Below are 13,003 nucleotides of genomic sequence, written 5' to 3' on the forward strand. Positions count from 1 at the left end.
CCGCAAATGAGAACACGCGAGCAGTAACGACCCACCCGTCGGTGCCCCACGACCGGCCGACGGACTCGTACTTGATGGGTTATGAAGCAGCTGCGTTACGAGACATATTTCTCCTCGGTTCCGGGCGGTCCATTCAGGATTCATTGCTAATCCGCAGCGGACGTGATGCACTAAGAAGACACTGTTGATCGGGGGACACAGATGTCCGACGCCATTCTTATCGCCGCCATCGGCCTAACATTCGCGTTGGTGATTCTGATCCGAGGGCTTCGCCGCCGGCGCCTGCGCGAAGCAGCCGCCCCGGTCGGAGCCGCCGCAAGTGTACTCCGAGACGTGTATTCAGGTAGAGGAACCCACGCACAAGCCGCCGCGGAATTCGACCCGGCACCGTCGACATCGATGACTTTCGACGGGGAAGACCCTCTTCAAGGTCATGGATTGAAGCCCTCCAATGCGGCACCGCGCGACTGAGCTGCAGTCGGTAGCCGTCCATAGGTGGCTGGCCACTACATCTCGTCAGGGTCCCGGCCCACCGGCCGATTAAGCCCAACGCCCCGTGGAACCTGTACCTCGAGATAAACCACGAAGGTACGGCCCGACCCATTATTTTCTGCCCATCCCACGACCGTTTGGATGGAATCAACGTCGGTGAGCTACCACTCGTCCGATGCACCGTTCTCATCGTGGAAGTACACACGGTAGCTGGGCTGGTCCTGTTCCCAGTTCGAATCCCGTGGATCGACACCCCCTGCAACGACGCTCATGCCGTCCGGCTACTTCGGACCGCCACTAGCGCCTGTCTTGTCCTCGGCGCTTTGCAGCGGCGATCTGGGATCGATGTTCGGCGGACTAACTCTTGCCTGGCCCTGACTCGAAGCGAGTATTTAGCGTCACGAATCCCATGGCGTTCGACACGCTGGGGTTACGAGAAACGTTCGACTGACAGGGCGCTTCGCTATGCGACAAGATATGGGAATGGATCGCGCGTCAAACCACCTAGTCGCAGCGCTCGAAGAGCCATCGGGAACGCGCACTCGACTCCTACTTCGTCGGGAGTGGGCATTGGTTCGCGCAGTATGGGGTGACGTCGAGGTCGATGCCGACCTTGTCATCCGCCGGCGCGCGGGCGGGGTCGAGGTTCTGCGCACTGCCGCTGACGTCGGCGACCCCCACGTCCTCCTGGACACCGTGTGCCGCGACCTCGAAACCAAGACCGTCGAGGAGTTCATACGTGAATGGCGCGTTCTCGACTGAGGCTCAGCACCCTGGGCGTCGGGCCACCCCTCACGAGGTAGCTCTCCGGATCGGCCGCATCTGTGCAGCTTCGTCGAAACCACGACGGTTGCCCAGGTCGGCCGCGCTGGCGATGCGGTCGACCGATTCGTCGGCGTCCGCGTCTTTTCTGCCCACCGCGCGATTTGCGTGCCACCGAGATGCTTGTGCCTCGCGTCGAGAACAGCGGAGTCAGCCCAGATGCGCATCCGATCGAGTAGTCCATACAGGGTGATGCGGCCGGGCTGCCTGCGGAGTACCTTCCCGGCATGAGAGGCACCCAACTTGACGAACTTGGCCCGGTCGTGGCGAAGGCTGCAGTGGTAGTTGCCGCAGTGGCACCCGGGCCCGGCATTCGCCGACGTCGTCTTTAGCGAGCGGTCAGTGTCTGCTCCGGCATCTCATCTAATTCGGGTGATTAAGTACTCTCCGTGCCGTCTCACACCGTGTCGCCTGCTTCGAATGAAAGTGGTTCAGTGATGAATTCGCAAGAAACTCTTCCGTTTCCTCCTACCCCGTCGGCAAGTACTGCGGGGCGAACGATGCAGGAGTCGGTGTATGGCCAACGTGTGACGCCGCCGCGCTTACCCGCAGATGCGCCGAACATCCTGATCGTTCTGATCGACGATGCTGGCCCTGGGCTACCGGACACCTTCGGTGGTGACGTGCGGACGGACACGTTGTCACGGGTCCTCAACGAGGGCATCGGGTTCAACCGATTCCACACCACGGCGATGTGTTCCCCCACGCGAGCATCGTTGCTATCGGGCCGCAACCATCACCGGATCGGCAATGGTCAGATCGCTGAGCTGGCGAACGACTGGGACGGCTACGCGGGTGAGATCCCAAAGTCCAGCGCCCTCGTTGCGGAAGTTCTGAAAGATTACGGCTACGCGACCTCTGCTTTCGGTAAGTGGCACAACACGCCAGCGCTGGAGACAGGAGTGACGGGCCCGTTCCACAACTGGCCGACTTCCGACGGCTTTGAGTATTTCTACGGCTTCCTGGCAGGTGAGGCTTCACAGTACGAGCCGAACCTGGTCCGAAACACGACGAGCGTGTTGCCGCCGAAGACCCCCGAGGAGGGATATCACCTCAGCGAGGATCTCGCCGACGACGCGATCGGATGGTTGCGCAACCACAAGGCGTCCCAGCCGGATAAGCCGTTCCTGATGTACTGGGCAACGGGCTGCCTGCACGGCCCGCACCACATCATGAAAGAGTGGGCCGACAAGTACGCCGGCCGTTTTGACGGCGGCTGGGACGAGTACCGTGACCGGGTGTTCGCTCGGGCAAAAGAGACGGGCTGGATACCCGGCGACACAGTTCTAACGGAGCGAGACTCACGGATGCCGGCGTGGGAGGACGTCCCTGAAGACGAGCGTGCATTCCAGGCGCGCTTGATGGAGGTTGCAGCCGGTTTCGCTGAGCACGCCGATGTGCAGGCTGGTCGGGTCGTCGACGAGGTGGAGAGCCTCGGGTATGGCGAGAACACGATGATCCTTTACATCTGGGGCGACAACGTTTCCTCGGGCGAAGGCCAGAACGGCACGATCAGTGAGTTGCTGGCGCAAAACGGTATTCCCTCGACCATCCCGATGCATATCAAAGCCATGAACGATATGGGCGGTCTGGATGTCCTTGGTACCCCGAAGGTCGACAACCAGTATCACGCCGGATGGGCGTGGGCCGGGAGCACCCCCTACAAGGGCATGAAGCTGCTCGCCTCGCACTTGGGCGGTACCCGCAATCCCATGGCCATCCGTTGGCCGGCGAAGATCGTGCCGGATTCGGAACCCCGGACCCAGTTCGTGCACTGCACCGATATCGTTCCCACGATTTATGACCTCGTCGGTATCACTCCTCCTCGAGCCGTCGACGGCATTCCCCAGGACCCGATAGACGGGTCGAGCTTCAAGGCGGCGCTCAATGACGGCGATGCGAAAGAGACCCATCTCACCCAGTACTTCGAGATCATGGGCAGCCGGTCGATCTACCACGACGGCTGGATGGCGTCAGCGTTCGGACCGAGGGCGCCCTGGCTGCCCGGTCTCCCGCCCGGCATCCACGACTGGACACCCGACCAGGACGTATGGGAGCTCTACAACCTCACCGAAGACTGGTCGCAGGCCAACGACCTCGCTGAGCAGAACCCCGAGAAGCTGGTCCAGATGAGGGAACTTTTCGCCATGGAAGCGGCGAAGAACAGTGTCTACCCCGTCGGTGGCGGCCTGTGGATTGCGACTCTGCACCCCGAGCTTCGAATTTCGACTCCGTACCGTAACTGGGACTTCACCGGTGATATGACACGGATGCCCGAATTCATGGCACCCGCTCTCGGAAACCGGGCCAATAAGGTGACGATCAACGCGACCGTGCCCGACCATGGCAACGGAGTGCTCTACGCGCTCGGTGGCGCCGGAGGCGGCCTGACGTGTTACATGGACGACGGGTTCCTCTGCTACGAGTACAACATGTTCATCATCCAGCGGACGAAGATCCGTTCCGACCGCCGGGTGCCTGCCGGTGAGTCTCAGATCGTGATCGACACCAGTTACATTCAAGCGCGCCCCGGCGGCCCGTTGAATGTTGCGATGACCGTCAACGGTGAGAACTACGGCGCGGGTACTGTACCGATCAGTGTGCCGTTGCTGTTCTCGGCGAACGACTGCCTCGACGTCGGAACCTGCCTCGGCGGCCCTGTATCGCTCGACTACTACGACAAGGCACCCTTCTCCTTCACTGGCCAGATCCGCACGATGAATGTGCGCTACACCACATAGGGAGCGACACTGAAATCTTCGCGGTCATCGGTGACCGCGCCCCGTCACGATCTCGCACATCATGATCCGATTTGCCCAACCGCAATGAAGATTCTCACTTGTGAGGTGTCCACTCGATGGGGTCCGGGCCACAGTGCCAGGCGGGACAGATGCCCGGCGTCTCTTGACGCATGGGTTCAAGGCGGATGGGTTACGAGACACATCCGCCCGGAGCACCGGTCAATTCATTCCGAGAAAGTACGCAAGAGATCGTCATCGTGCAGTTCAGCAGGTCGGCCAGCAATGTCGAATTCGCGCCTCTGTGGCGACTATCTGTGGTTGCTCCGTGTCACTTGTTTCCGATGACGAGGATGCTGCCCGCGCGGCCACCATAAACTTGTCGAATGTTCGTTCGTTCTCTGGGGTCGGGTCGCCCGCTTGTGGCTCTACACGGATTTGGGGTTGACCATCGGATCATGCTCCCGTTGGAGCAGGCCGTCCGCGATGCTCCGTGGCGAAGGGTCTATCTGGACCTTCCGTGGGCGGAGGGAGCGACGGTGTCGACAGCAGCCAGTGCGCGGGATGTCGCCAAAGAGGTTCTCGCGGACATCCGCGAGCACCTCGGTGCCGAGCCTTTCGCCATTGTTGGGCAATCGTTTGGTGGAATGATCGCTCGTTACATTGCGCATGAACTTCGCAGTCAAGTACTTGGCGTTGCCACACTCGCCGGGGTTGTCGAAGCGAAGCACGATGCCCGGAAGGTTCCTGATCGAAGTGTCTTGGTCGTAGACCAATCGGTCCTTGATGAGGCAGGGGACTCGCGTGATGAATTCACGGCCGACCACGTCGTGCAAACAGCCGATACCTTTGCCGCTTTCACCGAGTACGTCCTACCAGGTTCCCGAGGGTCGAACCAAGCGGTGATGGACCGTATAGCGGCAGAGTACGCACTACCTGTCGAACCGGAAGTCCAGCACCCTCAGCCCTTCATGGCGCCCTCTCTGCACGTTTTTGGTCGGCAGGACGCTGTGGTCGGGTATGAAGACGGTTGGGCGCTTCGGGACCACTACCCACGGGGAACCTTTGCCGTGCTCGATACTGCGGGACACAGCGTGCATCTCGAACGACCGGACTTGACGGCCGCCCTCTTCCGAGACTGGCTCGACCGTATGGACGCTACTGGCCGATAGAACGCTGGTGGGGCGATGGAGAACGAATCCATGCGCGGCATGAGAAGCTTCCCCAGCCAGAAACCGCGGCGTGTCTAGCTCCAGTGGTGGCTTCACATGCCGGCACTTTCGCAGTTCGCGGCGGAAGGCTTGAAATGACGGAGGGACTTGAACCAGCGATCCAAACTTCATCTCCTCGGCTGTCGGTCGTAAAGCTTTGGTGGTTGTTCACCATTGGTGCTCTCATCGTCACCTTCCTCGTGGCGCGGTGGGTTGCGATCTCCATCATGACCACTATTAATGCGGCAGCGTTCGCGTGTTAGCGGCCATGACAAACTGCCCATAGGCGGCCACGGAACTGCCCACTGACGGCCAGTAGAACTGCCCGCTGGTGGCCATGAGATCTGCCCACTTCTATTTCTGAACCCCCGCCCGGTTACACGGCGGGAGCCCCTTCCTGGGTTTTGATGACGGTGTCTAGTCGCATCAAAGTCGCCCAGGAAGAGGCCCTGAATGAAGTTTGACGGAGAAATCATGGAAATACTCGCTGCCTACGACCTGACCGGGTCGTTACGAGCAACAGCCGAGCTCACCGGCTGCTCGCACCACACCGTTGACCGGCACGTCGCGGCCCGCGACGCCGGCCGGCCGATCGCCGAGCCCGCGTTCCGGGGCCGGGTCACGGACCCGTTCCTACCCAAGATCGAGGAATGGGTCGAGAAGTCCCACGGCAAGATCCGCTCCGACAAGGCCCACGAGAAGCTCCGGGCCTTGGGCTATGACGGTTCCGAGCGGTCGACCCGGCGGGCGGTCGCGCAGGTCCGCGCCGCGTTCCGGCTGGGCCAGGTGCGAGTGCACCGACCGTGGATTACGGAGCCGGGCATGTGGTTGCAGTATGACTTCGGCGACGGCCCCGTCATCGACGGCAAGAAGACCGTGTTGTTCGTCGCCTGGCTGGCCTGGGCACGGTTCCGCATCGTGATCGCGTTGCGCGATCGGACGGCGCCGAGCGTGTTTGCCGCGCTGGATCGCACCTTCCGAATGTTGGCGGGCACCGACCTACGTCCTCACCGACAACGAAAACGGTCACCGTCTCGCACGTTGCCGGGGTTCCGGTGCGCAACCCCAGACGGTCGAGTTCGCCCGGCACTACGGCGTGACCGTGCTGACCTGCCAGCCCGCGGACCCGGCTTCCAAGGGTGGGGTGGAGTCGTCGGTGAAGTTGGCTAAGGCTGACATCGTGCCCAAAGACACCAACCTGCGCCTTGAATACGCCTCGTTCGCCGAGGTCGAGGCGGCCTGCGAAACGTTTATGGTCGAGGTCAACAACCGGGAGCACCGCGCCACCAAACGCAAGCCCTCGGCGATGCTCGAGGAGGAACGACCCCGGCTGCACCGGGTCCCCGACACGGCGCACACCGTCGCGCTGGGCTTGACCCGCGCCGTTCCGGAGAACACGCCGATGGTCACGTTCGAGACCGGCCAGTACTCCGTCCCGGCGCACCTGCTCGGCGCCCGCGTGTTCGTTCGCAGCCACGGCGTTGGCGCCGACGAGCAGGTCGTCATCGTCCACGTCGGCACTGACGGACCCGTCGAAGTCGCCCGGCACCACCGGGCCCGGCCCGGCAGCCCACGTATTGACGACGCCCACTTCCCGGACCACCGGGAGAAGATCCCCGGCGACTACACGATCACCCCGCGCAGCAGCGCAGAAACGGAGTTCCTCGCCATCGGCGCCGGCGCGCACGCCTGGCTACTCGAAGCCGCCGCGGCCGGCACCGCGAGGATGAACGTGAAGATGGCCGAAGCTGTCGCGCTAGCCAAGATCAGTGGCACCGCCCGAGTCGACACGGCACTGGGTCAAGCGGCGACTTACGGGCGTTTCGCGACCGGTGACCTCGCCTCCCTCCTCGGGGCAGGCGGCGCCCGCCCGCCCGCTCGGACAGCGACGGAGACCAGCTCGCTCGCGCAGGGCACCGCTGGGTGGGCTGCGATCGGGCAGGCCGACGGCGACACGCTGGAGCAAAGCGCATGAGCGTCACGGCAACCGCCGCGCCCGCGCTGCCGGCTGAGCTGGAAGTGTTGATGCGGCAGCTGAAGATGCCCTACGCCCGCGCCCTGGCCCCCGAGCTCATCGCGACCGCCCGGGCGCAACGATGGGAACCCACCGAGATCATCAAGGCCCTCTTCGTCGAGGAAGTCACCGGCCGGTCCCGGTCGATGCTCGCGACCAGACGCCGCGCGGCAGGGTTCCCGACCGGGAAAACGTTTGACACCTGGGACGAGACGGCGTCCTCGATCCCGGTGCCCACCCAGCATGCGCTCCGCACGTTGGAATGGATCGGCCGGAAGGAAAACGTCGTCGTTTGCGGGCCCTCCGGGACCGGGAAGACGTTCTTCCTCGAGGCCCTCGGTCAGCAAGTCGTCGAGGCCGGCATGCGGGTCGCCTGGTTCCGACTCGAAGACCTCGGCGCCCTCGTCAGGGCGCACCGCGCCGACGACTCCGTCGGCCGGGTCGTGGCCCGGATCCTGCGCTCGGACTTGATCGTGATCGATGACAGCGGGCTGCTCGAAGTCGGCGCCGACGCGGCCGAGGGCCTCTATCGACTCGTCGATGCCGCCTACGAGAAACGGTCCATCGCGATCTCGTCGAACCTGCACCCGGCCGGCTTTGACGAGCTCATGCCCAAGACCCTCGCGACGGCGACCGTTGACCGGCTCCTGCACCACGCCCACGTCTGCCAAACCTCGGGCGACTCAATCCGCCTCACCCAGGCCCTCGCCGGGAAGGGCGTCACGAAGATGAGTTAGACCACCAACGACCGCGCATGGCCAACGCCACCAACACCCAGGTGGGCAGATCTGTTGGCCATGAGTGGGCAGTTTCCGTGGCCACCAGCGGGCAATTCTGCTGGCCGCCTACGGGCAGTTCTTAATGGCCATTGACACGACAGTGAGCAAGTGGCGCTCAACCGCAATGTCGATGGCGCTCAGGAGCGCAAATACTCACCACTACGGCATTAGCCGAGAAACCGTCTATGCCTACCTCCGTGCCGAGGTCTGAACGTCACGTTGTGCAGGCGACCGTGAACAGCTGACCCTTCATGGTCGCCTGCACCGGCGGCGGATACACGCGGTGGGCCGTGCAGACGACCTCGAGAAACGACACTTTCGCCGCTATGTGGCGGCGTTCTGTGATCGCTATTTGGCGCATCGCCCCGCGACCGAAGCTCTATTAAGAACTGATCGATGGCGGAGGCGGTCTACCTGCCACCTGTGCATGGTCGTGACCCGGTCGGCCAGATCGGTACCAGCGGTGTCCGCGTGCGTATCCGGAACAACTCTGGACTGTATAGTCCTCGGAGGCTACGTTCCAGTGAACGGCTAGTAATCACAAGCCGTTAAATCAAACGGGAGGTCCTAGCGTCGCCTGCGGTTCCGGGCTCCGTCACTTGCACCAGGTGCCAGCCTGCAGGGTCGCCGTAACTTGGAGTTCGGTATCGAGCACGATCACGTCGGCACGGTTACCGGGCGCGAGACGGCCTCGGTCTACTAGGCCGATCATGTCGGCGGGGTTCTGGGTGGCGGCGCGCACCGCGACATCCACGGGTATACCCGCCGTGTGTACGGCGTAGCGCACGGCATTGCTCAATGTGAGCACGCTGCCGGCGATGGTGCCATCGGCCAAACGTGCCTGGCCATCGGCGACGCTCACGTCGAGGCCGCCAAGCTTGTAGGCGCCTTCGTCTGCGCCAGCGGCGGCCATGGCATCCGTCACGAACACGGCCCTGGAGGGGCTCCCAACGATGAAGCGCACGATGGCCGGGTGCAGGTGCACCCCGTCGGCGATCAGTTCGGCGAACACCGAGGGGTCTTCGAGCAAGGCAAGCGCGGGGCCGGGCTCCCGCTGATGGATCTGCCGCATCGCGTTGAAGACATGCGTGCCGGCTGTGGCACCCGCAGCAATCGCCTCGCGGGTCACGTCGTAGTTCGCATCGGTGTGCCCGACCGCGGCCACGGCCCCGTAGCCCACGATTTTCCGCACGGCGGCGAGGCCGCCCTCGAGCTCCGGTGCGATGGTGACCATACGAACAGTGCCGCGACCGGCGCGCATAAGCCGATCCACGCTCTCGGCATCTGGCGTGCGAAGCAAGTTCTCGTCATGAGCACCGCGGTGCGCTGGGCTCAGCCACGGACCCTCCAGGTGGATGCCGGCTAGGACACCCTGTTCGACGAGCCCGGCAAGTGCTGACACGGTGCGTACGAACTCGTGGAGCGGAACTGTGACGAGGCTGGCCATCATGGTGGTGGTGCCGTGGGCGAGGTGGGTCGCGGTAATCTGTGCCACGGCGAGGGCGGTGTCCGCATCGTTGAAGCTGCTACCGCCTCCGCCGTGGGTGTGAATGTCGACGTATCCTGGGGCCAGGGTACTCTCTGGGAAGCTGAAGTCAGCGTCTCGAGGTGGCATCCCCGCACCGCAACCGACGATTCGACCAGCACGGATATCGACCCAGCCTGGCGAGTGCACGCCCTCCGGGGCGATGACGGTACCGCCGGTGATCATCATCGGTACACCCTGGTCCCGGAGGTTCCCACCCAGTGCGTTGGAGCTCGGGATTGGGAAAGTTCCGGACGGGGTGCGGGTGAGCGGTGTCATAACTATTGCTCCAAGGATTCAATTGCGGTTTTAGGCTAAAACGTATCGACACGGCCCCAGATGCTGAGCGCCCAGTCGAGCTGACCAGCGGCGGTCTAGATGCCTGGCCAGGGCTTGTGAGCCCACGCGTAACGGTAGTAGTCGAGGTTTTCGAGTTTGGAGGCGGCCGCTTGATCCACGATCACAGTCACGCGTGGGTGTAGCTGGATCACGGAGCCCGGCTTACTTGAGCTGACTGGTCCCTCCACGGCGGCGGCGACGGCATCTGCCTTTTCTAGTCCGAAGGCCAACAGGATGAGGTGCCGCGCACGCAGAATGGTTCCCAGGCCCTGCGTCATGCAGTGGATCGGTACGTCGTCGATCGAGGGGAAAAAGCGGGCATTATCAATCCGGGTCTTCTCGGTCAGGGTCTTGATGCGCGTCACGGAAGCGAAGGAAGAGCCTGGTTCGTTGAAACCGACGTGTCCGGTGCGGCCAATGCCGAGAATTTGTACGTCCACGCCACCGGCGGCAACGATGGCGGCCTCGTAGTCGAGTCCCGCTGTTCGGACGGTGGCAGGGTCGCCGTTAGGGACCTGGATGTTTGCGGGATTGAGCCCGAGCGGCACGACCACGTCGCGGGTAATGACCGAGCGGTAGCTCTCGGGATGATCGGCCGGTAAGCCCACGTACTCATCGAGGGCGAAGCCGCGCACTCGGGAGACGTTGATCGGGTTCGCCGTGAGGGACGCAGCCAGAGCGGCGTAGACCGCCAGCGGAGTTGATCCGGTAGCAAGGCCGAGCACAGCATCGGGCTTCCGCAGCATTAGGGAACGAATTGCTTCCGCCGCGAGCGTTCCCGCTGCGGCCTCACTGTCGACAAAAACTACTTCGGCCATTATGTACTCCAAATTCGGTCTACGGATGTTTCGGGTGGTGCGGGCGGCACCGGCCTTCCGGGGTCGCGAGTGGTATACCCGCGACCGCGGAAGGCCAATGCCTAGATGGTGCCAGTCGGAACCCTCGCTGGGTCAGACCCGGTGCAGTTAGACGGTCGTTCCCGTGGAATCCGCGGCTGCCGGGTCCTGGATCTCATCGTCGCCACGGCCGGGGGTTTTCAGGTTCCACTTGCGGATGACGAAGCGGAAGAGGAAGTAGTAGATCGCTGCGTAACCAAGTCCGATCGGGATAAGCAGGAGCGGTTTCTCGGCCAAGCCGAAGTTCAGAATATAGTCGAACGTGCCGGCGCTGAACGTGAACCCGTCCCGGATGCCGAGGGCGTTGACGAGTGCGAGCGAGGAGCCGGTGAGGACCGCGTGGATGACGAACAACGGGAACGCCACGAACATGAAGGAAAATTCGAGCGGCTCAGTGACGCCGGTAAGCATGGCGGTGAGGGCACCAGAGAGCATGATGCCACCGACAATCTTTTTCTGCGTCGGCTTGGCCTCGTGCCAGATGGCCAGCGCGCCGGCAGGGAGCGCGAACATCATGATGGGGAAAAATCCGGTCATAAATGAGCCCGCGGTGGGGTCACCGGCGAAGAAGCGGCCGATGTCTCCGGTGGCACCGTTGTAGTCGCCGATGACAAACCACACAAGGGAGTTGAGGATGTGATGCAGGCCGACGGGGATGAGTAGCCGGTTGGTGGTGCCGTAGAGGAATCCACCCCAAATGTTATTGGTGGTAACCGCCTCACCGAATCCGGTCAGCCCATTTGCGAATGCGGGATAGACGAAGCTGAGTAGGACACCAAGCACCAGAGCCACGAGGGCGGTAACGATCGGTACGAACCGGCGTCCGCCGAAAAACGCGAGGTAGCTGGGCAATGAGATCCGGTGGTATTTTTGCCAGAGCAGGGCGGAGACGATGCCCATCAAAATTCCGCCGAGCACGCTGTAGTTGACGAGGTCTTGTGTTCCGCCCTTGGCTGGCAATCCCAGGACCAACGGCGACATTGCCTCGCCGACCTTGGAGAAGACGAGGTAGCCCACGACGGCAGCCAGGGCCGTGGAACCATCGGCCTTCTTTGCGAAACCGATCGCGACGCCGACCGCGAAGAGCAGCGGGAGCGCACCGAAGAGCGCACCGCCGGCAGCTGCGATGACGGCGCCACCGGTTTCGAAGCCGGGGATCCCCCCGAGCAGGTCAGGCTGGCCCAGACGCAGGAGCAGGCCTGCGGCCGGGAGAGCGGCGATCGGAAGCATGAGGCTGCGGCCGACTCGTTGAGCCTGGGCAAGCCCAGGAATTCTTCGTTTTGTACCCGCGTCTGCGTCGATGCTGGACATGGATCCTCCTGTGGTGGGTTGGGGCTGATGAAAATGTTTAGGGCTGGCGTTGCAGATTGAGAGTCATGTGCACCTGGTAGCGGTCGCCGCGGTACCACGAGGTGACGTACTCCACGGATGTCGAGCCGGTTGACGAGGTGCGACGGAACACCATGAGCGGAGCGCCCTCGGCGACTCCCAGGACCTCAGCAGAGACTGCGTCTGCGGTTTCGGCCCAGAGGGTCTGCTCGGCGTTGTCGATGCGAAGCCCGTATTCAGTCGCGAAGGTCGCGTAAAGCGAGCTGCTTAAGTCTTTGCTCTCGAGGTCGGGAAGCAGTTTCGCCGTGTAGTAGCCGCGCTCAAATGCCATCGGGATACCGCCAGCAAGTCGAAGTCGGTTGATCTCGTAGACCTGCTCGTTTGTTCCGAGGCCGAGGGCAGCCCGCACCTCCAGCGGAGCGTCGACCAGGGCGAAGGCACTCACAATCGTCGTCGGGATAAGTCCGCGTCGGCGCATGTCTTCGGTGAACGAAGCCAGGTGCAGGTCGCTCTGTACGCGCTCTCCGGCCACGAAGGTTCCCTTACCCTGCACCCCGTAGAGCATGCCTTCCTCGACCAGTTGGCGAATCGCTTCGCGCACCGTGGATCGACTCACCCCGTACTGGGCCATCAGCTTCCGTTCCGCGGGAATCGCGGCATGCGGAGCTAACGTGCTCTCGATCCGCTCCACCAAGATTGCTCGCAACTGCGCATGCTTGGCCACCGGGCCTGCCTTAAGGACGCCGCTCTCGTCCTGAATCTTCATCATCGTGTCGCTCTCGCTCGTCGGTCGCTCTCCAGCATAGGACCACTTTTCATATTTGGTTCTTACTGGTACGATCCAATTGTTCGATGACG

General features: G+C 62.9%; 9 protein-coding genes and 1 pseudogene. 5 read left to right on the forward strand and 5 right to left on the reverse strand.

Annotated features, from left to right (window positions below; translation table 11 throughout):
- Positions 1–1,062: 1,062 nt before the first annotated feature.
- A complete protein-coding gene (locus KY500_RS01560) occupies positions 1,063–1,254 on the forward strand; it encodes a hypothetical protein (RefSeq protein WP_219902063.1) in 192 nt (63 codons plus the stop codon).
- A 30-nt stretch (positions 1,255–1,284) separates the two neighbouring features.
- On the opposite strand, the gene KY500_RS19055 is transcribed toward KY500_RS01560, so the two are convergent.
- The gene (locus tag KY500_RS19055) at positions 1,285–1,410 is read right to left on the reverse strand and encodes a hypothetical protein (protein ID WP_255579700.1); all 126 of its coding nucleotides are present in this window, start codon (positions 1,408–1,410) and stop codon (positions 1,285–1,287) included.
- A gap of 341 nt (positions 1,411–1,751) precedes the next feature.
- On the opposite strand from KY500_RS19055, the gene KY500_RS01565 reads away from it, so the two are divergent.
- From KY500_RS01565 to istB, 4 genes and pseudogenes are all read left to right on the forward strand, one after another.
- Entirely contained in the window at positions 1,752–4,055 is a 2,304-nt protein-coding gene (locus KY500_RS01565; protein ID WP_219902064.1) for an arylsulfatase, read from the forward strand.
- A 383-nt stretch (positions 4,056–4,438) separates the two neighbouring features.
- Complete coding sequence (locus KY500_RS01570; protein WP_219902065.1) at positions 4,439–5,224, forward strand: alpha/beta fold hydrolase; 786 nt, start codon at positions 4,439–4,441, stop codon at positions 5,222–5,224.
- A gap of 492 nt (positions 5,225–5,716) precedes the next feature.
- Positions 5,717–7,238 (forward strand): annotated as a pseudogene (gene istA, locus KY500_RS19600) (IS21 family transposase).
- A complete protein-coding gene (istB, locus tag KY500_RS01580; protein ID WP_219902066.1) occupies positions 7,235–8,014 on the forward strand; it encodes an IS21-like element helper ATPase IstB in 780 nt (259 codons plus the stop codon). The pseudogene istA and the gene istB overlap by 4 nt, the downstream one beginning before the upstream one ends.
- Positions 8,015–8,651: 637 nt before the next feature.
- On the opposite strand, the gene nagA is transcribed toward istB, so the two are convergent.
- The 4 genes from nagA to KY500_RS19605 form a co-directional block, all read right to left on the reverse strand.
- Positions 8,652–9,770: an N-acetylglucosamine-6-phosphate deacetylase gene (nagA, locus tag KY500_RS01585; RefSeq protein WP_219902067.1), complete on the reverse strand. Its 1,119-nt coding sequence runs from the start codon at positions 9,768–9,770 to the stop codon at positions 8,652–8,654.
- A gap of 185 nt (positions 9,771–9,955) precedes the next feature.
- The gene (locus KY500_RS01590; protein WP_219902068.1) at positions 9,956–10,738 is read right to left on the reverse strand and encodes a glucosamine-6-phosphate deaminase; all 783 of its coding nucleotides are present in this window, start codon (positions 10,736–10,738) and stop codon (positions 9,956–9,958) included.
- A gap of 147 nt (positions 10,739–10,885) precedes the next feature.
- Positions 10,886–12,127 carry a PTS transporter subunit EIIC gene (locus tag KY500_RS01595; protein WP_219902069.1) on the reverse strand — a complete coding sequence of 414 codons (1,242 nt, stop codon included), beginning with the start codon at positions 12,125–12,127 and terminating at the stop codon, positions 10,886–10,888.
- Between the two features lie 37 nt (positions 12,128–12,164).
- Positions 12,165–12,914: a GntR family transcriptional regulator gene (locus KY500_RS19605; protein WP_304505689.1), complete on the reverse strand. Its 750-nt coding sequence runs from the start codon at positions 12,912–12,914 to the stop codon at positions 12,165–12,167.
- Between the last annotated feature and the right edge of the window lie 89 nt (positions 12,915–13,003).

The organism is Cryobacterium sp. PAMC25264 (assembly GCF_019443325.1).
In the GTDB taxonomy this organism is placed as follows: Bacteria; Actinomycetota; Actinomycetes; order Actinomycetales; family Microbacteriaceae; genus Cryobacterium.